Consider the following 24104-nt stretch of genomic DNA (forward strand, 5'->3'; position numbering starts at 1 on the left):
AACTAAAGACTATTTTCTTTAAGCTTATATATGCTAATTATTATATGAATAAACAATAACAAGGATAAAACGATGATTTCAAAAAAAGATTGGAAAAATATTCAGCAAGTATTCAAAGCCGCACAAAAGGCTTCCCTACACTCCTCGATTGCAACAGTCGATCAATTTGGTCAACCTTCAATTACCCCGATTGGTACAGTTTTTTTAAACGAGGATCAAACAGGTTACTTTTTTGATACTTTCACAGAAAAATTAAGTACTAATTTAGATCAAAACTCAAAAGCATGTATTCAAGCAATCAATAGCAGTAAGTGGTTTTGGTTAAGTTCACTCATTCAAGGCAGCTTCACAGATTTCCCTGGTGTACGCTTATATGTAGAGATCGGAGACTTACGCCCAGCAAGTAGAGAAGAACGATTCGCTATAGATCGCCGTATTCAACCATTGCAGTGGACAAAAGGAAGTCAACTTATCTGGTCTGAATTTACACATGTTCGTGACATCAAAATCAATGAATTCCGCTGGATTAAATATCCAAAAATGATGGAGCATTTAATTTAACTCAAACTCATTTCGAATAAACATAACCCTTCTATTTCCAATGGCATCTTGATCTCTTGAAAAGATGCTTGGCTAAGCGCATCCAAGTGCTCTTGTTTATTCATATAGAGTTGATTATTTTGCATTGCATGGGGCGCGCACAAATGATCACAAACTAAATAGATGCCATCAGAATTCAACAAAGTTCTGACGATCTTATGAAAATTAGCTGCATATTTTTTATGTCGAAGTTCATGCAATGCTTGATGGATGATAATAAAATCATATTTTTGATCTAAAGCATTTTTCCAATTAGATTCTTTAAAATTTCCAACAAAGTATTTTGTTCGAGATAGTTCTGATACATTCAACTTGTTTTGTGCAAGCTGATGCATGACTTCAGAAAAATCAAACGCCGTATATTCGATATGATCTAACTGCGCCAACAAATGTTGAGCTAGAAAACCTGGACCAGAACCTAATTCCAATATGTGACATGGATCAGAATGATAAGTTCTTATTAACTCTACATAATAATCAAAAAAATCTTTTCGCCATGGGCGTTTTACATTTGCCGTCTCTTGCCATTCAAAAGCATCTTCGTAGTTTCTTAAATCAATTGGACTAGATACATCATTCATATAATTCCCCTATTTTTTATATATTTAAAGCAACCCAATCGCTTGAAAAAATTGTTGATAAGCATCCGCTTTTTTGTTTAATGCTAAAGGATAGGCCCGCGAAGATGACGGCAAGCGATACAAATTCAGCTCACGATTGACGTAATTCACGTGTACTGATTGCCCAATCATTGGTTTATTTATTTGTTCAGGAAAATGCTGCATCAAAGTATCAGTTGCTTTATCTCCTGTGGTCATAATCGTATGACACAGCGGAATTTGCCCAAGCAATTGTGATAAATCAGTTGCCGTCACAATTTCTAAAAATTTATCAGAAGCATTGCCTTGCAGTCGTTTCACTTGATAAGCCGTATCAAATATTGCTATTCCAATCTTTGTGAGAAAATCACGAATTTGTTGTTCTTTAAAACGCTTATTTGGTAAATCTAAGAAGTAATCTTTATCTTTGAAAAAAATGAGCCCAAAGATACGCCACATATCATTTTGATAGTTCGGATAGTAAAAATCCATTTTCCATCGACTCTGTGGTGGTGGAAAACTACCTAACATCAGTAGTTTGGCATTATGTGGTAAAAATGGACTTAAAGGATGTGTTTCAACGGCTATCTCTGTCATCATATTTTCTTATAAATTCTCGCTTATAGCCACGTTAGTAAATTAGGTTGTTGAGATTTAATAAATTGGTGTTCATTTAAGCTCAATAATTGTAGTTCACCATTCATTAACTTGAGTGTTGTAATACTGGTGTTGGCGATCGACCAACTTAATGCAAAAGTACGTTGTACACTTAACTCGAGTAATTTGCCAATAACAACTGAAATAACGCCGCCAGATGTAAAAACGACAACTTCTGAACCTTGCTTATCCGCCAATTCTGCACACAAATTTTGTAAGGCTTGTTCTATACGTGTTTGAAAGGTCATCCAAGATTCATCATATTCATGGTGAAATGCTTCATCTGCCCAACGAGCAATCGCTTTATCAAAAATCTGAGCTAAATACGCTCTTGGATCGACTTCTTTAAAAACATCCTGCTTCAATACTTCAGGTTGTGAAAACTTAGGTTCATACAATGCAAATACTTGTTGATGGTTAAACTCATTCCATAAGCTATCTGTTTTATAACTGGCTTGAGGAAAGCACTGTTCCAATGAAATTTGGGTCGTTTGTTGATGTCGTTTCATACTTCCTGAAATGATATAGGGCTGCTCAGTAAAGAGATTCTTAAAATACTGCCCTAAAAGCTTTGCTTGAGCTTCGCCATTTTCTGAAAGTTCATCATAATTCGTTTTACCAAATGAAGCCTGACCATGTCGGACTAAATAAATGGTGGTCATTGGATTACCTTATTTTCAACAAGTTCTAAGATGAAATGTAGTTTTAGCATAGCTTGTTCTTATTGTATAAATTTTTTGTTTTTCTTTGGTTGCTTTTGATTTATTTAGAATGACTCAAATTTGCTTAGGCTATTTCCATTTCACTAAAATATTTTATGTCGACTTATGAATATTGATTGTCTTTTTCTACTATGCAAACAACAAAATAATAAATCACGATGAACTTTTAAAACCATTCAATGGAAATTTTCAGCTTATTCATCTATCTCACTTTTAATACGACTCCATTTTTCAATGGAAGCCTTTAAAAATGGTCATTATTCAAACTTATAGATAGATTTTAAATTGCTGAAATATAGGAGTTTTCTCAAATGATTAAAGACGATTATGACTTTGACTATCTCATTATTGGTTCAGGATTTGGAGGAAGTGTCTCAGCACATCGACTTTCAGAAAAAGGATATTCCGTCGCAGTGATGGAAATGGGAAAACGTTGGGAAGCGAAAGATTTTCCTAAAACCAATTGGAATACCCCAAAATGGATTTGGCGCCCTGCTATAAATTTCTTTGGATTTTTTAATTTACGTATTTTTAGGCATGTTGCAATTATCTGTGGCAATGCTGTTGGTGGTGGTTCTATCACCTATGCCAATACATTATTAGTTCCTCCGAGTAGCGTATGGAGTGAAGGGAGTTGGGGCAAAATTCCGCACTTAAAAGAAGATATGCCCCAATATTTTGCTGAAGCAGAAAGAATGTTGGGGGTAACGGACAATAAAATATTTGGGCCTGCTGATCATATGCTCAAGAAAATGGGAGATGCTGTCGGTGTTGGGCATACTTTTAAGCCAACACGAGTTGCAACCTTCTTCCCTCCTCAAGGTGAACAAGGTGGTAAAACCTATCCCGATCCTTATTTCAATGGAAAAGGTCCAGATCGCGCAACCTGTACCGCTTGTGGCGGATGTATGACGGGCTGTAAACATAATGCTAAAAATACCCTAGATAAAAACTATTTATATTTTGCTGAAAAACAAGGCGCGAAAGTTTTTGCTGAAACGAAGGTCATTGATATTCGCCCTCTAAACAATAAAGTCGATGGAAGTGATGGTTATGCTGTGACCACAATTCATTCAACTCAATGGGGGCATCGAAATAAGCGAGTTTGGCAGGTTAAAAACGTTATTTTTTCAGCGTCATCTCTTGGAACACAAGAATTGTTGCTACGTCTAAAAGATAATAAAGTTTTACCCAACGTTTCCAACCAATTAGGTATGCAAGTACGTACCAATGCTGAGTCCATTTTAGGCGTTCGTTTCTTTGATAAGCATGTCGATATGAGTCAAGGCGTAGCAATCGGTTCAAGCATTTATCTTGATCATAATACTCATATCGAAGCAACTCGCTATCAACGAGGTTCGGATGGTATGGGTTTGCTTACAACTCACCTCGTCGGTGGAAAACCAGGTTTTTCACGTATTTTATTATGGTTATGGGCATTGATCTGCCATCCGCTAATCTTCTTGAAAATGAATAATCCTTTTGGCTTTGCAAAACAGACGCTTATCTTTTTAGTCATGCAAACGGTTGATGCATCAATTCAAATGAAATTAAAAAGAAACTGGTGGTGGCCTTTTAGCAAAACATTGTCGTCACAAGGTCAGCCCTTACCTGTTTATATCCCACAGGCAAATGCCTTTACTGAAAAAGTTGCCAAAATGTTTAATGGGCATCCTATGACGACAAAAACTGAAATACTCTTTAATATTCCCTTTACTGCACATTGCATGGGTGGTTGCGCTATGGCGACTTCGGACGAAGAAGGTGTGATCGATGCACAAAATCGCGTGTTTAATTATAAAAATATGTACATCATTGATGGTGCAATGCTAGGAGCAAATTTAGGTGTTAACCCAAGTTTAACCATTACCGCCTTAGCAGAACGAGCAATGTCTTTTATACCGCCTAAAAGTTAAGACTATTCTTCTCTCTGACATTTTCAATATATAAACGGTGCAATATAAGTTGCACCATTTAAAAATAAGCTTATAGAAAAATTAAAGTAGACATCTCAGTTATAAATTTTGATATTTTTTTGATAAATCGTTGGCGCAATACCAACAAAAAACTTAAATGATCGAGAAAAATTAGAAGCGGATGCGTAACCTAATTCCTCAGCTATTTCAATCATGCTTTTATTAGTAGAGATCAGCATCTGTTTAGCTTTATCAATAATGACCGTGTTTTTTAATTCCTGATATGAGGTCTCCTTCTCTTTTAAATTCCTTTGTAGTGTTTTACTTGAAATATTCAATAATTTTGCACAGTCTTCTAGGCTCGGAATTTCAGAAGAGTTTAAAAAGAGTTGTTTGAGCCAAACGACCAGATCAATATTATTCTTAATCTCATATATTTGTTCCTGACACTTTAGTTCGATCGCTTTACGCGTACCTTCATCAGCTAGACGTAATTTTTGTTTAATCAGTTTTTCACTCAATTGCACTCTAAGGCTCGGTTTTTTCAAAGTATTAAAGTGAAATTTAACTTTGCTTAGATGCGCATAGCGATAGCCATGTAACGGCTCATTGATGGACATGAAAATATGATATGGCAACAACCTATTCTCAACCAACTCATGAATCGTACAATGCAAAGCGACTGCAATTGCTTCCAGATGAAAGTTCAGAGATAAGGTATCTATTTGAATCACAGGTTCACAAATCAATTCCATTGACTGATCAGTATGATAAAAATATGAAAGTTTAAAACTAGGGATAATCAAAGAAAAATATTTAGAAATATAAATCAGCGCTTGTTCTAAGTTTTCACTGGTTAGAATCGCGTAACCAACCAAACTATGCGAACTCACTTTTAAAGAGTGTCCTAATTCAAATGCTAAATCATAATTACGTGGAAATTTTAAACAAAATGAAATGAATTTACTGACCTGTTCTTGGTTAATTTTCATGTCAGGTGAGCTTAAATATTTTTTTAGATCTATATTTATTTCAGATAATATTTCTTCAGTCGTAATATTTCTCGATTCTAATATATCAAGTATCTTGAAATAATATCTTGCTGGAATATACGGGATTTGATTATTCATTTTTGTATTTTCTTTATAGATGAACGGCAAGATTTAGTTCTCGCCGCCTCTTTCTACTTTAGATTTCAACCATCTCAAAATCTGCTTTAGAGACCCCACAGTCTGGGCACGTCCAACTCTCAGGAATATCTTCCCACGCAGTGCCTGCATTGATACCATCTTCTGGCAGACCTAGAGATTGATCATAAATCCATCCACATACGATACATTGATATTTTTTCATGTTTAGAGCACCTCCATTGCTTGAGCTTGAAAATATTGATTATATTTTTGCAAAACGGCTTCTTTCGCTGGCTCATAGACATTGATCTTATCAATATCCCCTTGGTAATAATTAATTACCTGCTTATCCATAATACTAAACCAATATGAAGGTATAAACACTTGTAAAAATAAGCTTGTGTATCCTGCTGGCAATTGCGGTACATTTTCATAATGACGTAATGCTTGATAACTACGTGTTGGATAAGCATGGTGATCTGAATGACGCTGTAATTGATACAACAAAATATTGCTGAATAAGCTGTTATTGTTCCAACTATGGACAGGCATGGTTCTTTCATAACGACCATTTTCTAGCTTTTGTCGTTTTAACCCATAATGCTCCATATAGTTAACGGCTTCAAATAGCGTAATTCCATAAAGTGATTGCGTGACTTGGGTCGGAATAATATTTTTGCCAAACACTTTGAGCATTAACCCATGATAAGCGGCAGACATTGCCCAACCTTGTAATAGCTCATTGTGCATTGACCAAAAAGATAAGCCCTTTCTCTCTAACCGTCTGGTTTCAATTTCAATTGCCGATTTAAAACTACCACTCACTGTTCTCGGCCAAAACTTCCAAAAAGACTCACCAAATTGTGATGAAGCTGGATCTTCTGGCGTTGCGACACGCAAATGATGCCCATAAGGATGTTCGATGCGAAAGTGATTGTAACCTGTGGGTGCTAAACACAAATGCGATAAGTAGTGTTGTAACTTTCCTGATTTATGACTTAACTCATGTGCCGTATTAATCGCCACACCATTCACTAGGCCCAGTGTTGTCCCAATCAGAATACGATCAGAGAGTGGTGTCGAATCTCGGCTCGCAATATAGTTGCCATAAATGTTTGCAATATATTGTAATGGGATATAAAGATTCACAATTTTTGCATAATAAGGATCTGCCTCTAATTCAGCTATTGCATCCTCAGGAGGATTCTCTGAGTCTTCTCCTAGAAATTTATCAATAAGTGGAATCAGACCATGTAGTGCGATTGGTCCTGCGGCTGCAAAAAATTTCTTGGTACGCTTCGGCCCGAATTGGTAACCTAACATCGCAGCATTTGCAATATTCGGAATAACGAGACCTAACATCCACAACTTTCTTTTTTTATCTTTAAACTTTGGAACATTAGTTTCAATCTGATGAATAGCATTCATATAGCAACCTCACAAATTTATCTTTGGTTGGTGCTATGATTCAATATTCTTTAGAAGGTGAATTTCCAATTTAGGACAATGGCTATTCTTAAAAAGACAAAATGGTTTTTGTAATACTTTTACAAAATAAATTTTGTGCTAAGAATTTTCTCTAATTCTAATAATCAAGCCACATGTAAGAAATGTAGCTTGATGAATGATGCCATATTAAATCATGCAGCCTATCGTTCGGACCACAAACGATGTACAGACATACCTAATAGCATCGCAGCAATAAAATACCAAGCTTGTGAATAACCTAATCCAATCAATGTAATTGCTGGTGCTGGACAAATTCCTGCAATCCCCCAACCGACTCCAAAAAGACTCGAACCAACAATTAACTTTTTATCAATATGGGTATTCATTGGTAATGATATTTCTTCTCCAAAGATCGTTTTCGGATTTCGAATCGCTTTTTGGAATGGAATAATTGCCACAATGATTGCCCCCATCATCACGAACATTAAACTTATATCCCATTGTCCCAAAATATCTAAGAAACCCAAAACTTTCTCAGGATTAGACATCCCTGAAATCAACAAGCCTAATGCAAATAAGCTACCAAAAATGAAAGCAAGTATATTTTTCATAGCGTGGCTCCGATGATATGGCGAATAACATATACAGTTACGATTCCTGCTAACATAAATGTAACTGTAGCAATCATAGAACGTATGGATAAACGACTAATTCCACAGATTCCATGCCCACTGGTACAGCCAGAACCTAAACGAGTCCCAAAACCAACCAAAAGACCTGCGATGACCAACCCAATCGGAGAGGATTCAATAACAATTTCTGGTTTTACAAAAATCTGATAAATGAACGGTGTCACGAATAGTCCAAGTAAAAACCACAAAGCCGAACTACGAACCAAAAGCTTTGGTTGTAACACTTGTGCAAGCAGACCACTGATGCCTGTAATACGACCATTGACATATAAATAGCCAACAACGGCAAGCCCCAGAATTCCACCACCGATCAAAGCCGAGATGATGCTAGACATGATTCATCCAAATATACATTATATATTTTTATATTATATCATTAAGTATAATAATTAAAGCCTTTTTTGTAGCCAATTTTTTACTCAAACTCGGTCAATACTTTTTCTACAAACCAAATTGGAAAATCTGTGACGATAGGATTCAGTTTTAGCCATTCTGCTTGCTCAATCTCAGCGAGAAAAGCCGCTTTTTCACCATTAGACGAATTATCAAAGATAAAAGTGCGATCCGTCATTTCTACAGCCTGCATGAGTAAATCCATACTGCGATAGTAACGATCACGAATTTTTTGCTCAGGTACAGGATGCCCTCCCGTAGTCACTCGATATTGAACTCTTGCAATATTAATTTCAGGGTCAACGGTAGAAACATAATACAAGTATGTTTTAAAACCTTGTTTCTGAGCAGCTTTTAAAAACTCAACTTTACTTATATGTGACATAACAGTCTCAAAAGTAAAACTTATTTTTAATTTCAAAAATTCTAGTCGAATAAAATCAATAATGCGTGCTGCAAGGTACGAATCCACATCTGCTTTGACAAAAAGAATTTTATTTTCTGCCAGTAAATCAGGTTCTTGGCTTAATAAAGGGTGAATCTGTTGATCTATTTGCTTGTTTTTAGTTTTTAAAAATTCAACCAGTTTTATACAATCCAAGGACTCATGATAAGTATTTAAATCTACAATTTGTGTTTGATTTAAAATTTTTTCGAGTTCATCTGCATTTAAATATGCCCCGATATGTCGGGGCAATAAATAATCTTTAATCGTACTTTTCCCAGAACCATTTGGGCCCGCAAACATACGAATTCTAGGCTTAAATTGTCGCATTAACTTATACAATAGCCTGCTTTTTCTTACGTTTTAGTACATGATGTTGCGCTGAAATAGACGTATAAGCTGTTGATATATCTTTAATCACACTAATCTCACCTGTTGGTAATTGCTTTAATAGCTGATGATTTTTGGCATATACCACAGTTGAAGACTGGCTCGCATGTTTAAAAGCATTGCGGAATGCTTGTACAGCAAGATCAGGAAGATGATCCTCTTCTTGCATACTCATATTCATGATTGTAAAAGCTGTCATTGATGACTCCTCCGCATGATTGTGCTTGTACTTATACTAACATAAATGCCAAATTTGTCTATTTTAGCAACAGCTAGTTTAATGTACTAAATCATCAATACCGATCAATTTCGGTAGTTTATCAATCAGCTCATTTAACTCTAAATTTGCGGGAGAAATACAACCTGTATAATGGCTTAATTTAGTTGTTGTACCATTTGCTTGAATCCATGAGAAATATCCACTTGGTTGATCTGCTGTGATTTGCTGACAGCCTGTTGTTTTAACATTTGCACCTGTTTCTGGACGATAAGTCTTTAATTCATATTGTAGTTTTTTATAAACAGATGGATCTACTGTTAAATCATGCTCTCCCATCACTTTTGTATATTGCTTACCATTAAAATGTACTGCACCCGATGGGGTTACATCGACTGAATAGATTGGACATGCTCCAAAACATGGACTCGATGAGTAGCGAATTGTTTCTTGTACAGTATCCTGAGGTTGTTGAGACGTAGATGCACATCCAAGAAAAGAAAAAGTAAAAAAGCTTAAAAGTAATAATTTTTTCATTTGTTTATCCGTTATAAATTATGTCCTTTTAATTTAACAAATCACATTTTTTTTGTCATTCATATTGGTATAAAAGTATGCAATTAATTTACTTAGGCTATTTCTGTTAAAAATTAAGTATGTTGCTGTGATTGAAGAATTAATCGAGCCAATTCTAAATCATCGGTATAGGTAATTTTAATATTGTCTGAACGTCCTTGTACGACGTGTACAGGTTCATTTATATATTCCAAAGCGCTTGCTTCGTCTGTAATTAGAATATTATCCAATAATGATTTTTCAATGGCTTTTCGTAAAATACCTAATTTAGCCATTTGCGGTGTTTGTGCTTGCCATAACAACGCACGACTTACTGTTTTTTCAATTTGATTTTGATTGAGTACTTGTTTAAGCGTATCACGGACTGGTATCGCTAAAATATTACTTTGATCTGAGTCGATTGCCGATTTTACTAATTTTTCTAAGCATGCTGTTGTCACACATGGACGTGCAGCATCATGTACTAAAACCCAATCATCATCATGGGCAATTTGAGATAAATAAAGTAATGCATTTAGAACAGAATCAACACGCTCTGCGCCACCTAGACAAAAATGTAATCTATTTTGGTGCTGAAATATAATTGTTTTAGCAAAGGTATCCTGTTCACCGATCGCGAGTACACATCCAGCCAAATCTAAAGTATTAAGTCGCTTTACGGTATGTTCAAGTACAGTATGATTTTGAATATATTGATATTGTTTTAATTCAGTTTTTGAAAAACGACTGCCCGAGCCTGCTGCTGGCACAACCGCCCATAGCTTAGTCTGGGTTTTCATTGGTCGATGCATCTATTTTTGCATTTGGGTCAATATAAATAGGCTTGTAATGAGTGCTAATCGTACTCATTTGTACAAAAGTTTCATTGGGTTTAACGAGACCTAGATCCAAACGTGCATGTTCTTCTATTGCCTCAGTTCCGTTTTTTAAGTCAAAAACTTCAGCTGCTAAAATACGATTGCGCTCTTTTAGTTCGGTATTGACTTCGACTTGTTGCTTAATTTGCTGAGTCAAGGCTTGATGAGGGAAATAACCACCCTCACCTAGCCAAAATTGGTACTGTAGACTTGCCACCAAAACGGTAACAAGTAACAGAATCAATTTACTCGAGGTCGATCGAAACATTTCTATCATGGAAAACTCCCTACATCCCTAACAAAGGAAGATCATCTACAAATTCTATAGGATTATGAATTTGCAGAGTTTCTGTCTTTTGTAAAGAAAGATGATCAGAAGTATTCAACATAGATAAATTGACCTTAGTTTAGACCTTTGAATTCAGCTTTACCGCGGTAAGCTGCGTTCGTTAATTCTTCAATACGAAGTAATTGGTTATATTTCGCTACACGGTCAGAACGGCATAGTGAACCGGTCTTGATTTGACCCGCTGCTGTACCTACTGCTAAGTCAGCAATTGTTGAATCTTCAGTTTCACCTGAACGGTGTGAGATTACAGTGCTATAACCGTTTGCTTTCGCAAGGTAAATTGCATCTAAAGTTTCAGTCAACGTACCAATTTGGTTATATTTGATCAGAATAGAGTTACCTACTTTCTCATTAATACCACGTTGTAAAATCTTAGGATTGGTTACGAATAAATCATCGCCAACCAATTGGATTTTGTCACCAAGGATTGATGTTAAATAGCTCCAACCTTCCCAGTCAGATTCATCTAAACCATCTTCAATCGAAATGATTGGGTATTGGTTTACAAGACCTGCTAAATAATCAGAGAACTGGTTGCTTGTGAATGCTTTATTACCTTCACCTGCAAGGATGTACTGACCATTCTTGTAAAATTCTGAAGATGCACAGTCAAGTGCTAACATAATGTCAGAACCCGCTTTGTAACCAGTTTGACCAATCGCTTCAAGAATAACAGTGATTGCTTCTTCGTTTGAACGTAAGTTCGGTGCAAAACCACCTTCATCGCCTACAGCAGTATTTAAACCTTTTTTGTTTAAAACTGATTTTAGAGAATGGAAGATTTCAGCACCCGCACGTAATGCTTCAGCGAATGAAGTAAAGCCTACAGGCTCAATCATAAACTCTTGAATATCAACATTGTTGTCTGCATGCGAACCACCATTGATGATGTTCATCATTGGTACAGGCATAGTCAAAATTGTTTGACCACGGAGATCAGCGATGTATTGGAAAAGAGGAATTTTCTTTTCATCAGCAGCAGCACGTGCAGCAGCTAGCGATACCGCTAAAGTTGCATTTGCACCCAATTTTTCTTTGTTTTCAGTACCATCTAGTTCGATCATCGTGTTATCGATGTCTTTTTGTTCAAATACTGATTTGCCGACTAAAGCATCACGGATAATCGTGTTTACGTTATTAACTGCTGTACGAACACCTTTACCTAAGTAACGTGCTTTATCACCATCACGAAGTTCTAAGGCTTCACGAGAACCAGTCGAAGCACCAGATGGCGCACATGCACGACCAACAACGCCAGATTCTAAAATTACATCTGCTTCGATGGTTGGGTTACCACGAGAGTCCAAAATTTCACGTGCACGGATGTCAACGATTTGGCTCATGAACAATTCCTCTGTTGAATGAATATGAGCTGCGATTAAAGCAGCGTATGTGAGTAAAAACTCAGTGTGTGTCTAACTTTTTGAATCCTTTGACTAAAGTATCCAATTCTTTGAGTTGTGCCAAAAATGGCTCAAGCTGAGATAAACGTAACGCACAAGGCCCATCACATTTTGCAATTTCTGGTTCTGGATGTGCTTCTAAAAACAAACCAGCTAAACCAGTTGCCATACCCGCACGTGCTAAAGTTGTAATTTGAGCACGGCGACCACCCGCAGAATCTGCACGTCCGCCAGGGGTTTGTAATGAATGCGTTACATCAAAGAATACGGGCACATTCATTTCTTTCATGATGTCAAAGCCCAGCATATCTACAACCAAATTGTTATAACCAAATGCTGAACCACGTTCACAAAGAATGAGCTTGTCATTTCCAGCCTCTAAACACTTATGCAAAATATGACGCATTTCGTGTGGTGCTAAGAACTGTGCTTTTTTGATATTGATAATGGCTTGAGTTTTTGCCATTGCCTCAACGAGATCAGTCTGACGACTTAGAAAGGCAGGAAGTTGGATAATATCTGCAACTTCAGCAACAGGCGCTGCTTGGTAGGGTTCATGAACGTCAGTGATAATCGGCACATTAAAATGTTTCTTAATGTCGGCAAGCCATTCAATTCCTTTTTCTAAACCTGGTCCACGGAATGAACTCAGGCTTGAACGGTTTGCTTTATCAAAGCTCGCCTTAAATACATAAGGAATATCTAAGCGTTTGCAAATATCAACATAAGTTTCAGCAATTTCAAATGCTAAATCTTTTGACTCTAATACGTTCATTCCGCCAAATAATACAAATGGCAAATGATTTGCCATTTGTATATCGCCTAAACGTACAACTTCTTGTGGTTTTAAGTGTGACATTTAAACTTTCCCAGTTCCTTAAAAGCCTACCTTACTTACTGTTTTGGTGCTGTTTCTTTGCAGCATCAATAAAACTAGCAAATAATGGATGTCCATCACGTGGTGAACTTGTAAATTCTGGGTGGAATTGTACAGCAATAAACCAAGAATGTTCAGGAATTTCTACAGTTTCAACTAAATGTTGTACTGAAGAATAACCCGATATTTTCATACCAGCTTGTTCTAAAGCAGGGATAAAACGATCATTCATTTCATAACGATGGCGATGACGTTCAGTAATTTCAGCTTTACCATAGACTGCACGTGTTTTAGAACCTTCAACCAGTTCAGACTTTTGTGCGCCTAAACGCATCGTGCCACCTAAATCTGATTCAAGGCTGCGCTGTTGTAACTCGCCACGTTCATCTAACCATTCAGTGATGAGACCAATTAATGGGTACTTGGTTGAACGATTAAATTCAGTTGAGCTTGCTTCTGGCATAGCTGCAACATGGCGTGCAAATTCAATCACTGCCAATTGCATACCTAAACAAATACCTAAGAAAGGAACATTGTTTTCACGTGCATATTGAATTGCACGCATTTTGCCTTCTGTACCACGCTCACCAAAACCGCCTGGAACTAAAATCGCATCCGCAGTACTTAAGACGCTAACATCTTGCTGTTCAAGGTCTTCAGCATTGACGTAATCAATTTGAACTTTAACGCGATTTTGAATACCAGCATGTAAAAGTGCTTCATTTACAGATTTATAAGCATCTGGTAATTCAACATATTTACCTACCATCGCAACACGTACTGTGTATTCTGGGTTCAATAATGCTTCTACGACATTATCCCAATCTTCAAGATTTGCTTCAGGAAGATCATTAAAACCAAAACGTTCACAAATTAAGTCATCAACATTTTGCTCATAGAACGTACGTGGAATTTGATAGATGGTTTTTGCATCTTTACATACTACAACAGCACGCGCTTCAACATTGGTGAACAATGCAATTTTACGTTTAGTATCAACATCGACATCGTATTCAGTACGGCAAATTAAGATATCTGGCTGAATACCGATCGAAAGAAGTTCTTTAACCGAATGTTGAGTTGGTTTGGTTTTGAGTTCAGCAGCAGACTTGATATATGGCAATAATGTCAAATGCATCAGCATAGTACGTTTATGACCAAGCTCAACCATAAGCTGACGTACAGATTCCATAAATGGAAGTGATTCGATATCACCAACCGTACCGCCAATCTCAACGATGGCAACGTCATAACCTTCGCCTGCACGAAGTACACGTTCTTTAATATTATCGGTAATATGTGGAATAACTTGAACCGTACCACCTAAGTAGTCACCACGACGCTCTTTATTTAAAACGTCTTGATATACACGACCACTGGTAAAGTTATTCAGTTTGGTCATTTTCGCACGACGTAAGAAACGTTCGTAATATCCCAAATCTAAGTCAGTTTCAGCACCATCCTCTGTGACGAAAACTTCACCGTGCTGAAATGGGCTCATGGTACCTGGATCGACATTAATGTATGGATCCATTTTTACCATTGTGACTTTTAAGCCACGAGCTTCCAAAAGTGCGGCAACAGAAGCAGCAGAAATACCTTTACCTAGTGATGAAACCACACCACCAGTGACAAAAATAAAATGGGTCATTGAGTTTCTCGTACAATCGAGCCGAAATCGGCCTACAATGTTGGGTAATTTTACTGTACTCTGCACCTATAAAGCAAAGTCAAACCGCATCAATTCAAAGAACTATAAACAACTGACTATTCTATCAGCATTTTCAATAAAATTTTATGGGATTTGTGGATATTTCATACATAGATGACCTTTAGCCCATAAAACAACCGCATGTACTGAGTAAACAATTCACTGGATTCCTGTTACAGGTTTCTGAGAACAAACATCCTTGCTCAAACATTTATAAAATATCAACAAACTCAATAAAACCGAGTGATTTCTTCATCTAATTTTACTGTTATAATTCAAGCCATCCTTAATTCAATATGTAGCTTTAACAATGGCGAATAAAAAACTTTTAATTTGTGCAGCGCTTGCAACTGGTCTATTACTGACTGCTTGTGTGAAAAAAGAAGAGCCAAAAAATGAAGAACAATCAGAACAGGCATCTGAAGCACAAACGACTCAAGCAGCATCTCAACCAGAACAAACCCAAGAATTCCAACCTTTGGAAAGCGTAGATAAACCTGCAACACCTGCTCCTGTGATTGAAATAAGTCGAGAACAAACAGCGAATACAACCACAGAAATTCGTCGTGAAACGCAACCTGCTCAAATTCAAGCAACTGAAGAAGCAACAGCAACAACTGCCCAAGCTGAGCAACCTAAACCAGCTAAAGTAGAACAACCTAAAGCCGTAAAACCTGCTGCAGCACAAACTGAAGATGATGCCGTAGCTGCCGCAATTGCTGCTGCAACGCCTGCCTTAAATAATTAATTTATTGATATCTTTAAAAAGCCATGAATTGCTTCAATCGCAGCTCATGGCTTTTTTGTCTATTTAAATTTACGAATAATGTTTAAAAAAATCAGCCATAAGACGCGATGCCCACGATTTCACTTCTAAACTTTCATAGAAACCACAGTGGCTTCCCTTTTTGGTGGTAATCACAGCAATATTTTCCATTTGCCGAACCACATCTTTATAAGGGTCTAAGTTCTTAATTGAGCAAACTGGATCATCTTCTGCATTCAAAACCATCAATGGAATTTTGATATTTTCCAATACATAGATTGGGTTAATTGCTTGGCAGTAACTCTGATAATCCTCAAAACCAGCCATCTCAAAATATGCTTTCTCAAATGCTTCCAAATTAGTCGTTGCGAGTACTTGATCTAATGAAGCAACCTGACTCCATGTATTCTGATACGGATAAATAAAATACTTGAACAACTTCTTGGTCATCATTTTGCTATAAAAAGGATGCACATTTTTAAAACCAATCTCGGTGTTATAACCTGGACACATCGCAAAAGCAGCTTTAAATGGTGTATCAGAACCTTGTTCACCCAAATAGCGCACCAATAATCCTGTTCCTGCGGAAGAACCTACAGCATATAAATCGGACGCTGGAAATAGAGTTTGAATATGATCTAATTGCTCTCGCAAATCAGTCGTCAAACCAAATAGTGAGATACGTGGTACGGGCATTGGTAAACCCGCATGCCCACGGCGTAAGCAAAGTGCAATGCGCCAACCTGTATATGTATGCAAGTCTTTGACCAACTCACGCATACTCTCAGGTGTTCCTGTAATGGTATGCATGATCACAACGGTTGGCGTTTCTGGCGGAAGATCATAGCCATACCAAGCAATCGCTGTTACTCCACCATCTTTCATCGTAAGCTGATCAATACGATCATATTCAAGCTTGATCGTTTTCTTTTTAATCACATCAAAATATAGAAGATGGACATGGGTATTACTCAACCACGGTGTTGGGCGATATTTTTGTTTCAACTGGGGGAGTTTTTCCAAAACATCTTTAATTTTCCCTTTCGGGTCATAATACATTTTAGGTTGCTCAGCACCGAGTACCAAATCAAATAGCTCTGAACCTAAGACTTTAATTTTATTTAAAGTAGATATGCCCATATGCAACAACTGCCTCTGACTATGCGTTAAATGTCTGTCGCACTAATGCTGCGACCTGTTGTCCCCAAATAGCATAAATTTCTTTACTGGGATGAAAACCATCACTTGCCATGGGTAAATTCATCGCCTGAAAATTTTCAATATCATATTGTATGAATCTAAATTGACTCTGTGGCGCTAGCCATCGTTGTAATGCTTGATTCATTTGTTCTGCATATTTACCAAATAACCATGCCAAAGGATCAGGCAAAGCTGGAAAATGCTGCATTGGCGGTACACCAGACACAATAATCAATTTTGGTTGAAAATGATTCTGTATTTGAGTAAATAATTGTTTTTGTTGTTTTATCCAAGACTTTGCCGAAGTTAATTTGGTCACATCATTGACACCAATAGACGTGACAACTACATCATATTTTCTTTGTTCCAACTGTTGGAGTGCTTGATAAACTTGTTTAGTGGTATCACCTATTTTTGCATGTAGTTTCCATTGCAAAATATATTCATTCTTTAATTCTGAAATAATCGCACCAGATAAAGCATCTTGTTGAGTCTCAACACCAACACCTGCTGCGGCTGAGTCCCCCAAAATAAGTAAAGACAGTGGTTTTCCTTGCCCAATTAAGCCCTCACGTTCGCCACTCGCTTCCATAAGATGTGGTGTATTCTTACGAACCTTTGTACCTTGTATAAACAGTACAGGCAATAACGCTAAAGTTGACAGTTTTAACCACATGTTAATCTCGGTATGACTTAGACGATTTAATTGTATTACTGAGGTTGATACTGGGCAATTCTTGCACCCATTTGTTCAGCTAATGCAGCCAAACCACTCATTGGTCGAATCATCACTTCAAAATCAATGATCTGCCCATGTTCATTAAAACGGATCATATCAATGCCTTTTAAGGATTTACCGCTAACATTGGCACTGAATTCTAGTACAGCATTTTCACCGTCTTCTGAATAAAACTCACGGTGATAGGTAAAATCCTGAAAAACTTGAATCACATTAGTCAAAATGAAGAAAACAACTTGTTTTCCCTCATAGGGCTTATATGCAATCGGCGAACGAAATACCACATCATCAGCTAAAAGATGACTGAGAATAGATAAATCACCTGTTTGAATCATTTGATGCCAGTTTTTTAAAGATTGTTTTGTTGTTGCAAGTGTCATTGTTATTTTCCCTTTGTCATTTCATCAATGAAGTTAGAGACATTCCCTAGCTAGAGGAAATGTCTCATTCATCTATTTATAGAACCGCAGCTAACTCAGCACCTTGACGGATTGCACGTTTCGCATCTAATTCACCTGCTTCTTTCGCACCACCAATCAAGTGAACGTTTTTACCATCAGCTTTAAGCTGATCAAACATTGCGGTATATGATTCTTGACCTGCACAAATCACTACATTGTCAACCTCTAACACTGTTGTCTGACCATCTACAGTAATATGTAAACCTTGATCATCAACCTTGTCATAGCTTGCACCCGCAATCATTTTTACATCACGATGTTTTAAGCCTGTACGGTGAATCCAACCTGTCGTTTTACCCAAACTAGAACCTACGGCTGCGCTCTTGCGTTGTAACAAGTAAATTTCACGCTCAGATTTTTCCAACTCTGGTTGCTTTAAGCCACCTACTTGCGCATAGCTCGTATCAATTCCCCATTCTGCGTAGAATTTTTCAGGGTTTAAGCTACCACTCTCGCCTTCATGCGTTAAATATTCAGCCGTATCAAAACCAATACCACCTGCACCAATAATTGCGACACGTTTACCTACAGCAATACGCTCTTTCAATACTTGGATATAGCTCAATACTTTTGGATGATCAATCCCTTCAAATTGTAATTGACGCGGTGTTACTCCTGTTGCAACAACGATCTCATCGTAATTCGCTTGGCTAAGCTCTTCGTATGTTGCCGTGTGATTTAAGACAAGCTCAATATTCGGTTGCAATTCAATTTGACGTTTGAAATAGCGTAATGTTTCGTAGAATTCTTCTTTACCAGGAATGGTTTTCGCGATATTAAACTGACCACCAATCTGATTGCTTGAATCAAACACTTTAACTTTATGACCACGACTTGCTGCATAAGTTGCAAAGCTCAGCCCTGCTGGCCCTGCACCAATCACGGCAATATTTTTTACAGCGTTTGTTTCTTTAAAAATAAGTTCAGTCTCATAACATGCACGTGGATTGACTAAACAAGTTGCGATCTTCATTGAGAAGATATGATCTAAACATGCTTGGTTACAACCAATACATGTATTGATTTCATCACTGCGACCTTCACTTGCTTTTAATACAAAATCAGCATCCGCCAACATTGGACGAGCCATCGAAATCATATCTGCATGACCAGAAGCAAGCACATGTTCAGCCATTTCAGGTGTATTGATACGGTTTGAGGTGATTAAAGGAATCGAAACTGTACCTTTAAGCTTTTCAGTCACCCACGTGAATGCCGCACGAGGTACTTTAGTTGCAATCGTTGGAATACGTGCTTCATGCCAGCCAATCCCAGTATTCAGAATCGTTGCACCTGCTTTTTCAATTTCTTTAGCAAGCTGAACAACTTCTTCTAAGCTTGAACCACCTTCAACCAAATCAAGCATAGATAAGCGGTAAATAATAATGAAATTTTCACCGACTAAAGCACGCGTACGTTTTACGATTTCAATCGGAAAACGAATACGGTTTTCATAACTACCGCCCCATTCATCATCACGATGGTTAGTACGTGCAGCAATAAACTCATTAATCAAATAGCCTTCTGAACCCATGATCTCAACACCATCATAACCTGCATATTGTGCAAGCTTGGCACAATTCGCAAAGTCATCAATGGTTTGCTGCACTTCAGCCGAACTTAATGCTTTAGGTTTAATTGGGTTAATTGGCGCTTGAATCGCTGATGGCGCAACATTATTTGCTTGGTAAGAATAACGACCTGTATGCAAAATTTGCATAGCGATCTTACCACCTGCCTCATGTACAGCTTGAGTAATGACTTTATGTTTTTCTGCTTCTTCAACTGTATCTAACTTTGTACCATGAGCGAATACAACACCATCATCATTAGGAGAAACACCACCTGTTACAATCAGACTTACGCCACCCTTAGCACGTTCAGCATAAAATGCTGCCATACGCTCATAACCTTGAGGTGCTTCTTCTAAACCAATATGCATAGAACCCATAAGCACACGGTTTTTAAGTGTAGTAAAACCCAAGTCAAGTGGTTGTAATAAATGTGGATAAGCTGACATGTTTTCTCCTTTGGCTAGCAATCTGCTTGCTAATGCAACTTGTTGCACAAAGTTATAAACAAGATTTGATTTTTATGCAACATATTGCATAATTCTGATGAGTCATTTTTTATTACGGATCATCATGTCACTTGCCCATGTTTTATTGACGAGCTTATTAGAAAAGCCAAGTACTGGTTTTGAGTTAGCGCGTCGCTTTGACCGTTCAATGGGCTTCTTTTGGAACGCGACTCATCAGCAAATTTACCGTGAACTCAATGGTATGCTTAAAAAAGGATGGATTTCAACCTTAGAAGAACAAGCAGCAAATAGCCGAAAAAAAACCTATCAGGTTGAACAACTCGGAAGAATACAACTCGCAACATGGATTGAACAGCAAAGTGAACCTGCACAGCTTCGTGATGACCTCATGGTCAGATTAAGAGCCGAAGCACAACTCGGTGGTAACAATATATTGCCAGAATTAGAACGGCACTTAGAACTTCACAAGGAAAAACTCGGTCTTTACCAAACAATCCATGATAAAGACTTTAAAAATAACGAACCTACTAGCCGTATTCTTTTTATCCATAAAATGATTTTGGAACTCGGTATCATTAAAGAAATTGAATGGATAAAATGGCTAGAACGAATGATTCCACAACTTAAACAGTTCGAGCAAATAAACGAAATTGGAGAACAATGATGCCGTTCTATACGATGCCTGATCAAGAAAAATTATTTGTCCGACGTATAGGTGAAGGAGAACCTGTACTCGTACTGTCAGGACTTGGCATGCAAAGTTGGCAATGGCTTCCTTTTTTATTTACGAGTCGTAAAAAATACGAATTTATCATTCCAGATTGGCGTGGTTTTGGTGGCTCTAAAGACTGTGCTATACCCAACAAAGATGCTATTTCTAGCCATTGGGACGATATAGATTCACTTATTCAACAACTTAAATTAGATCAGTTTATCCTGATCGGTTATTCCATGGGTGCAACCACAGCCATGCATGGGATGAAACATGGCGGCTTGGGGCAAAAACTCAAAGCCTACTTACATATTGATCAAACCCCCAAAATTGCTGTAGACAACACTTGGCAATATGGCTTATTTGGGCAAAAACAGGCACGTTTTAAAAATCTACTCCTCAATATTCAAACACTTTTATTAGAAAATAGATTTGCACAGCGACTCGATGACTTACCAAGTGATATTCGTTATAAACTCGTAAGCTTATGGGGTGCATTTATTGAATTACAAAGCAGCAATACATATAGCCCCAAAATCTTTAAACTTGCCCTAAATCGACCGTTACTACAAAAATATTTACTCCCGATTCAACGTCTTGATTACTTGCTATGGTATGTAGAAAACTATTTAAACCATGACGAAGACTATCGAGAGGCAATTAGCCAAGTTAGTTGTCCAACTACATTCTTTATTGGTCGTGAATCAAGTCTGTATGCTGAAACAGGACAAACTATTGTGGCCAAAAGTCTAGCAGATGCCAAAACAGTTTATTTCGAGCATTCTGGTCATACACCACTGATTACTGAACCAAGAAAATTTAGTCAGGAAATTGGCAAATTTTTACAAGAAGCCTAATTTATTTAGGCTATTTTTGGATAGAGAGTGCGATTGTCTCGCTTACTCTCTTCTTATTGAAACACATGATTCAAAGTTGATATTTTTCGATCAGACTCTAAATTTCTACAAAATAATCCATATGTTTACACTTAGACTCTAAACTTTGCTATATTTAATAAAAATATTAGAGCCTAGGTGTAAAGATGAAAACACCCAAAATCCGTAGAGAAGCTTATTTAAACTTTTTACATACATGGCAAGAGCGTGATGTGATTAAAGTGCTTTCAGGTGTACGCCGCTCAGGGAAATCAACGTTATTAGCATCATTTCAGCAGGATCTACTTACGCAAGGTGTACAAGCTGAAAATATTATTGCGATTAACTTTGAACTGATGGAGTTTGAAGAGCTCACCGACTACCGCAAATTACATCAATATATTTTAGCTAAAGTAGATCAAAACAAACAAAATTATGTTTTTTTAGATGAAATTCAGCATGTTCCTCAATTTGAAAAAGTCGTTGATTCTTTATATGTCCGAGACTATATCGATTTATATATTACAGGTTCAAATGCCTTTTTTCTAAGTGGAGAATTAGCCACATTACTGACTGGACGCTACATTGAACAACATATCCTACCGCTCTCTTTTCAAGAATTTAAACAATGGCATGTAGAAAATAACCCGATCATTCAACAATTATCCAACCGTGATTTATATGCCATGTATATACGCAGTAGTTTTCCCTACACCCTTGCAATGCACAGTAATCAGGAAACCTATGATTATTTGCAAGCCGTATATGCAAGTATCATGTTTAAAGATGTCATACCACGTCTAAATACTGCCGATGTCAATTCATTAGAACGTGTAGCAAAATATTTAGCCAGTGTCACTGGCTCCCCTATTTCAATCAATAAAATCAAAAACACATTTGTATCAAGCGGCGTAAAAATTTCCTTTGAAACTGTAAAACGTTATATTCAAGGCTTACAAGATAGTTTACTTTTTTATAGTGCCTCACAATTCAAAGTTCGTGGTCGTGAGCTATTACAGTCATCTGAAAAATATTATTTGGTTGATGTTGGTCTACGTCGCATTATGCTGCCAGATGCCAATGCCGATCAGGGACATATTTTAGAAAATGTAATCTACTTAGAATTGATACGGCGGGGCTATACTGTATATGTAGGTCGAGTCGATGAATATGAAATTGATTTTGTGGCTGTCGATACCCTACAGAATTTGACGTATTATCAAGTCGCCTTAGAGACACTTAACGAAGATACATTGGCGCGAGAATTGCGTCCACTACAAAAAATATCTGACTCATATCCCAAGTATCTATTGACCTTAGACCCGATTGGCATGGAAGCAAATTACAATGGTATTGTAAAAATGAATGCCTTAGATTGGTTACTGTCCAAAGAAAACTTGTAATTGATTACAAAAATTACCCTAGTGATGTTAAATAGCCTCGTTATTCAGGCTATTTAACATTCTATAACTTATACTTTTCTATCAATAATATGTAAGAACATTTTTATGAATAAAAATCACAAAATAAAAGGCATCATCTTCGATATCGATGGAACATTAATTTTAAACGGTCAAGCTCTTTTGGGTGCAATTGAAACAATCAATATCCTTCGCAAAGCAGGCATATTATTGCGCTTTGTTACCAATACCACCACAAGAACATCCGAGCAATTAGGCTCATCATTAAGAGTTTTGAACTTTAATCTCCAAGATGATGAAATTGTAACTTCAGTTAGTGCATGCATCAAATTTATCAACAAAAACTATCCTAAAAAATCAGGTTTTTTAGCGATTCCAGAAACAATAACACCTCAGTTTTCCATGATAAAACAAACCAAAGACAACCCTGACTTTGTTGTACTGGGTGATTTAGACGAAGCTTTTGACTATGCTGTTTTGAATCAGGTTTTTAACTATGTAAGAGCTGGAGCTCAGTTGATCACTTTTCACAGCAATCTTTATTTTTTTCGTGAAGAAAGAACTTGGTTAGATAGTGGTGCTTTTACTTTTGCATTAGAAAAAGCGACTGGTAAAAAAGCCTTCGTCACAGGAAAACCTGCTTCTGAAATGTTCGAAAGTGCAGTTACTTCTATGGGGTTAAATAAAAATGAAGTCATCGTTATTGGCGATGATGTATTGACCGATATACAAGGTGCACATAACTCAGGCTTAATAGGATATTTAGTCGCAACTGGAAAATTTAAACCTGAACATTTAATTGAATATCACATCACGCCAGAACATCATCTCCATAATATTCGTGGCATTATCAACATTCTAGATATAGATGAATAAAGTAGCATCGACGAGAAAACGTCAAAAACT

27 protein-coding genes are annotated in these 24104 nt (G+C 37.1%); 7 read left to right on the forward strand and 20 right to left on the reverse strand.

Annotation, left to right across the window (positions count from 1 at the left end; translation table 11 throughout):
• The first annotated feature begins 72 nt into the window (after positions 1–72).
• Complete coding sequence (locus MMP60_RS09365; protein WP_241336019.1) at positions 73–561, forward strand: pyridoxamine 5'-phosphate oxidase family protein; 489 nt, start codon at positions 73–75, stop codon at positions 559–561.
• Here the strand turns inward: MMP60_RS09365 and MMP60_RS09370 are convergent.
• The 3 genes from MMP60_RS09370 to MMP60_RS09380 are packed head-to-tail and all read right to left on the reverse strand — an operon-like array spanning position 558 to position 2518.
• Positions 558–1181: a class I SAM-dependent methyltransferase gene (locus MMP60_RS09370; protein ID WP_241336020.1), complete on the reverse strand. Its 624-nt coding sequence runs from the start codon at positions 1179–1181 to the stop codon at positions 558–560. The two genes, MMP60_RS09365 and MMP60_RS09370, sit on opposite strands and share 4 nt — an antisense overlap.
• 24 nt (positions 1182–1205) lie before the next feature.
• Positions 1206–1796, reverse strand: coding sequence for a uracil-DNA glycosylase family protein (locus MMP60_RS09375; RefSeq protein WP_241336021.1), 591 nt, complete (start codon positions 1794–1796; stop codon positions 1206–1208).
• A 23-nt stretch (positions 1797–1819) separates the two neighbouring features.
• Positions 1820–2518 carry a histidine phosphatase family protein gene (locus tag MMP60_RS09380; RefSeq protein WP_241336022.1) on the reverse strand — a complete coding sequence of 233 codons (699 nt, stop codon included), beginning with the start codon at positions 2516–2518 and terminating at the stop codon, positions 1820–1822.
• Between the two features lie 371 nt (positions 2519–2889).
• Between MMP60_RS09380 and MMP60_RS09385 the strand changes: the two genes are divergently transcribed.
• Complete coding sequence (locus MMP60_RS09385; protein ID WP_241336023.1) at positions 2890–4494, forward strand: GMC family oxidoreductase; 1605 nt, start codon at positions 2890–2892, stop codon at positions 4492–4494.
• A gap of 95 nt (positions 4495–4589) precedes the next feature.
• Here MMP60_RS09385 and MMP60_RS09390 read toward each other — a convergent pair whose 3' ends face one another.
• From MMP60_RS09390 to MMP60_RS09450, 13 genes are all read right to left on the reverse strand, one after another.
• Positions 4590–5624 carry an AraC family transcriptional regulator gene (locus MMP60_RS09390; protein WP_277603717.1) on the reverse strand — a complete coding sequence of 345 codons (1035 nt, stop codon included), beginning with the start codon at positions 5622–5624 and terminating at the stop codon, positions 4590–4592.
• A 58-nt stretch (positions 5625–5682) separates the two neighbouring features.
• A complete protein-coding gene (locus tag MMP60_RS09395; RefSeq protein WP_004662235.1) occupies positions 5683–5847 on the reverse strand; it encodes a rubredoxin in 165 nt (54 codons plus the stop codon).
• A 2-nt stretch (positions 5848–5849) separates the two neighbouring features.
• A complete protein-coding gene (locus tag MMP60_RS09400) occupies positions 5850–7052 on the reverse strand; it encodes an alkane 1-monooxygenase (protein ID WP_241336025.1) in 1203 nt (400 codons plus the stop codon).
• Between the two features lie 221 nt (positions 7053–7273).
• The gene (locus tag MMP60_RS09405; RefSeq protein ID WP_241336026.1) at positions 7274–7684 is read right to left on the reverse strand and encodes a YeeE/YedE family protein; all 411 of its coding nucleotides are present in this window, start codon (positions 7682–7684) and stop codon (positions 7274–7276) included.
• Positions 7681–8100 carry a YeeE/YedE thiosulfate transporter family protein gene (locus MMP60_RS09410; protein ID WP_241336027.1) on the reverse strand — a complete coding sequence of 140 codons (420 nt, stop codon included), beginning with the start codon at positions 8098–8100 and terminating at the stop codon, positions 7681–7683. Before MMP60_RS09410 ends, MMP60_RS09405 begins: the two co-directional genes overlap by 4 nt.
• An 80-nt stretch (positions 8101–8180) precedes the next feature.
• A complete protein-coding gene (locus MMP60_RS09415) occupies positions 8181–8933 on the reverse strand; it encodes a zeta toxin family protein (protein ID WP_241336028.1) in 753 nt (250 codons plus the stop codon).
• A 4-nt stretch (positions 8934–8937) separates the two neighbouring features.
• Positions 8938–9192 (reverse strand): hypothetical protein, encoded by a 255-nt coding sequence (locus MMP60_RS09420; protein WP_018679272.1) that lies wholly within the window; start codon positions 9190–9192, stop codon positions 8938–8940.
• Positions 9193–9270: 78 nt separating this feature from the next.
• On the reverse strand, positions 9271–9747 hold the full coding sequence (locus tag MMP60_RS09425) for a DUF6438 domain-containing protein (RefSeq protein ID WP_241336029.1): 477 nt from the start codon (positions 9745–9747) through the stop codon (positions 9271–9273).
• 113 nt (positions 9748–9860) lie between these two features.
• A complete protein-coding gene (gene ispD / locus MMP60_RS09430) occupies positions 9861–10565 on the reverse strand; it encodes a 2-C-methyl-D-erythritol 4-phosphate cytidylyltransferase (protein ID WP_241336030.1) in 705 nt (234 codons plus the stop codon).
• Complete coding sequence (gene ftsB, locus MMP60_RS09435; RefSeq protein WP_241336031.1) at positions 10549–10920, reverse strand: cell division protein FtsB; 372 nt, start codon at positions 10918–10920, stop codon at positions 10549–10551. Before ftsB ends, ispD begins: the two co-directional genes overlap by 17 nt.
• A 125-nt stretch (positions 10921–11045) precedes the next feature.
• Positions 11046–12335: a phosphopyruvate hydratase gene (eno, locus tag MMP60_RS09440; protein ID WP_241336032.1), complete on the reverse strand. Its 1290-nt coding sequence runs from the start codon at positions 12333–12335 to the stop codon at positions 11046–11048.
• 61 nt (positions 12336–12396) lie between these two features.
• Positions 12397–13254, reverse strand: a complete 858-nt coding sequence (gene kdsA, locus MMP60_RS09445; protein ID WP_018679267.1) for a 3-deoxy-8-phosphooctulonate synthase — start codon at positions 13252–13254, stop codon at positions 12397–12399.
• A gap of 31 nt (positions 13255–13285) precedes the next feature.
• Positions 13286–14923, reverse strand: coding sequence for a CTP synthase (locus MMP60_RS09450; RefSeq protein WP_018679266.1), 1638 nt, complete (start codon positions 14921–14923; stop codon positions 13286–13288).
• A gap of 370 nt (positions 14924–15293) precedes the next feature.
• On the opposite strand from MMP60_RS09450, the gene MMP60_RS09455 reads away from it, so the two are divergent.
• A complete protein-coding gene (locus tag MMP60_RS09455) occupies positions 15294–15731 on the forward strand; it encodes an internalin (protein WP_241336033.1) in 438 nt (145 codons plus the stop codon).
• Between the two features lie 69 nt (positions 15732–15800).
• Here the strand turns inward: MMP60_RS09455 and MMP60_RS09460 are convergent, their stop codons facing one another.
• The 4 genes from MMP60_RS09460 to MMP60_RS09475 all read right to left on the reverse strand — a co-directional run bounded on the left by MMP60_RS09460 (position 15801) and on the right by MMP60_RS09475 (position 20169).
• Entirely contained in the window at positions 15801–16889 is a 1089-nt protein-coding gene (locus MMP60_RS09460) for an alpha/beta hydrolase (protein WP_241336034.1), read from the reverse strand.
• Positions 16890–16908: 19 nt separating this feature from the next.
• Positions 16909–17625, reverse strand: a complete 717-nt coding sequence (locus MMP60_RS09465; RefSeq protein ID WP_241336035.1) for an SGNH/GDSL hydrolase family protein — start codon at positions 17623–17625, stop codon at positions 16909–16911.
• Between the two features lie 35 nt (positions 17626–17660).
• Positions 17661–18068, reverse strand: coding sequence for a nuclear transport factor 2 family protein (locus tag MMP60_RS09470; protein WP_241336036.1), 408 nt, complete (start codon positions 18066–18068; stop codon positions 17661–17663).
• Positions 18069–18144: 76 nt separating this feature from the next.
• Entirely contained in the window at positions 18145–20169 is a 2025-nt protein-coding gene (locus MMP60_RS09475) for an NADPH-dependent 2,4-dienoyl-CoA reductase (protein ID WP_241336037.1), read from the reverse strand.
• Positions 20170–20293: 124 nt separating this feature from the next.
• Between MMP60_RS09475 and MMP60_RS09480 the strand changes: the two genes are divergently transcribed.
• The 4 genes from MMP60_RS09480 (at position 20294) to MMP60_RS09495 (ending at position 24074) form a co-directional block, all read left to right on the forward strand.
• Positions 20294–20854 carry a PadR family transcriptional regulator gene (locus MMP60_RS09480; protein ID WP_018679260.1) on the forward strand — a complete coding sequence of 187 codons (561 nt, stop codon included), beginning with the start codon at positions 20294–20296 and terminating at the stop codon, positions 20852–20854.
• Complete coding sequence (locus tag MMP60_RS09485) at positions 20854–21759, forward strand: alpha/beta hydrolase (protein WP_241336214.1); 906 nt, start codon at positions 20854–20856, stop codon at positions 21757–21759. Before MMP60_RS09480 ends, MMP60_RS09485 begins: the two co-directional genes overlap by 1 nt.
• A gap of 185 nt (positions 21760–21944) precedes the next feature.
• Complete coding sequence (locus MMP60_RS09490) at positions 21945–23180, forward strand: ATP-binding protein (protein WP_241336038.1); 1236 nt, start codon at positions 21945–21947, stop codon at positions 23178–23180.
• A gap of 105 nt (positions 23181–23285) precedes the next feature.
• Entirely contained in the window at positions 23286–24074 is a 789-nt protein-coding gene (locus MMP60_RS09495) for an HAD-IIA family hydrolase (protein ID WP_241336039.1), read from the forward strand.
• Positions 24075–24104: the final 30 nt, after the last annotated feature.

The sequence above is a fragment of the Acinetobacter sp. ANC 4805 genome, assembly GCF_022549495.1.
GTDB lineage: Bacteria > Pseudomonadota > Gammaproteobacteria > Pseudomonadales > Moraxellaceae > Acinetobacter.

What these genes read in the sequence shown, in the direction of transcription:
- MMP60_RS09365 (WP_241336019.1), top strand. Translation starts at nt 73, where the DNA reads ATGATTTCAAAAAAAGATTGGAAAAATATTCAGCAAGTATTCAAAGCC.
- MMP60_RS09450 (WP_018679266.1), bottom strand. Translation starts at nt 14,923, where the DNA reads ATGACCCATTTTATTTTTGTCACTGGTGGTGTGGTTTCATCACTAGGT.
- MMP60_RS09455 (WP_241336033.1), top strand. Translation starts at nt 15,294, where the DNA reads ATGGCGAATAAAAAACTTTTAATTTGTGCAGCGCTTGCAACTGGTCTA.
- MMP60_RS09395 (WP_004662235.1), bottom strand. Translation starts at nt 5,847, where the DNA reads ATGAAAAAATATCAATGTATCGTATGTGGATGGATTTATGATCAATCT.
- MMP60_RS09475 (WP_241336037.1), bottom strand. Translation starts at nt 20,169, where the DNA reads ATGTCAGCTTATCCACATTTATTACAACCACTTGACTTGGGTTTTACT.
- MMP60_RS09495 (WP_241336039.1), top strand. Translation starts at nt 23,286, where the DNA reads ATGAATAAAAATCACAAAATAAAAGGCATCATCTTCGATATCGATGGA.
- MMP60_RS09390 (WP_277603717.1), bottom strand. Translation starts at nt 5,624, where the DNA reads ATGAATAATCAAATCCCGTATATTCCAGCAAGATATTATTTCAAGATA.
- MMP60_RS09370 (WP_241336020.1), bottom strand. Translation starts at nt 1,181, where the DNA reads ATGAATGATGTATCTAGTCCAATTGATTTAAGAAACTACGAAGATGCT.
- MMP60_RS09415 (WP_241336028.1), bottom strand. Translation starts at nt 8,933, where the DNA reads ATGCGACAATTTAAGCCTAGAATTCGTATGTTTGCGGGCCCAAATGGT.
- MMP60_RS09380 (WP_241336022.1), bottom strand. Translation starts at nt 2,518, where the DNA reads ATGACCACCATTTATTTAGTCCGACATGGTCAGGCTTCATTTGGTAAA.
- MMP60_RS09465 (WP_241336035.1), bottom strand. Translation starts at nt 17,625, where the DNA reads ATGTGGTTAAAACTGTCAACTTTAGCGTTATTGCCTGTACTGTTTATA.
- kdsA (WP_018679267.1), bottom strand. Translation starts at nt 13,254, where the DNA reads ATGTCACACTTAAAACCACAAGAAGTTGTACGTTTAGGCGATATACAA.
- MMP60_RS09460 (WP_241336034.1), bottom strand. Translation starts at nt 16,889, where the DNA reads ATGGGCATATCTACTTTAAATAAAATTAAAGTCTTAGGTTCAGAGCTA.
- MMP60_RS09480 (WP_018679260.1), top strand. Translation starts at nt 20,294, where the DNA reads ATGTCACTTGCCCATGTTTTATTGACGAGCTTATTAGAAAAGCCAAGT.
- MMP60_RS09385 (WP_241336023.1), top strand. Translation starts at nt 2,890, where the DNA reads ATGATTAAAGACGATTATGACTTTGACTATCTCATTATTGGTTCAGGA.
- ftsB (WP_241336031.1), bottom strand. Translation starts at nt 10,920, where the DNA reads ATGATAGAAATGTTTCGATCGACCTCGAGTAAATTGATTCTGTTACTT.
- ispD (WP_241336030.1), bottom strand. Translation starts at nt 10,565, where the DNA reads ATGAAAACCCAGACTAAGCTATGGGCGGTTGTGCCAGCAGCAGGCTCG.
- MMP60_RS09405 (WP_241336026.1), bottom strand. Translation starts at nt 7,684, where the DNA reads ATGAAAAATATACTTGCTTTCATTTTTGGTAGCTTATTTGCATTAGGC.
- MMP60_RS09375 (WP_241336021.1), bottom strand. Translation starts at nt 1,796, where the DNA reads ATGACAGAGATAGCCGTTGAAACACATCCTTTAAGTCCATTTTTACCA.
- MMP60_RS09400 (WP_241336025.1), bottom strand. Translation starts at nt 7,052, where the DNA reads ATGAATGCTATTCATCAGATTGAAACTAATGTTCCAAAGTTTAAAGAT.
- MMP60_RS09425 (WP_241336029.1), bottom strand. Translation starts at nt 9,747, where the DNA reads ATGAAAAAATTATTACTTTTAAGCTTTTTTACTTTTTCTTTTCTTGGA.
- MMP60_RS09490 (WP_241336038.1), top strand. Translation starts at nt 21,945, where the DNA reads ATGAAAACACCCAAAATCCGTAGAGAAGCTTATTTAAACTTTTTACAT.
- MMP60_RS09485 (WP_241336214.1), top strand. Translation starts at nt 20,854, where the DNA reads ATGCCGTTCTATACGATGCCTGATCAAGAAAAATTATTTGTCCGACGT.
- MMP60_RS09470 (WP_241336036.1), bottom strand. Translation starts at nt 18,068, where the DNA reads ATGACACTTGCAACAACAAAACAATCTTTAAAAAACTGGCATCAAATG.
- MMP60_RS09410 (WP_241336027.1), bottom strand. Translation starts at nt 8,100, where the DNA reads ATGTCTAGCATCATCTCGGCTTTGATCGGTGGTGGAATTCTGGGGCTT.
- eno (WP_241336032.1), bottom strand. Translation starts at nt 12,335, where the DNA reads ATGAGCCAAATCGTTGACATCCGTGCACGTGAAATTTTGGACTCTCGT.
- MMP60_RS09420 (WP_018679272.1), bottom strand. Translation starts at nt 9,192, where the DNA reads ATGACAGCTTTTACAATCATGAATATGAGTATGCAAGAAGAGGATCAT.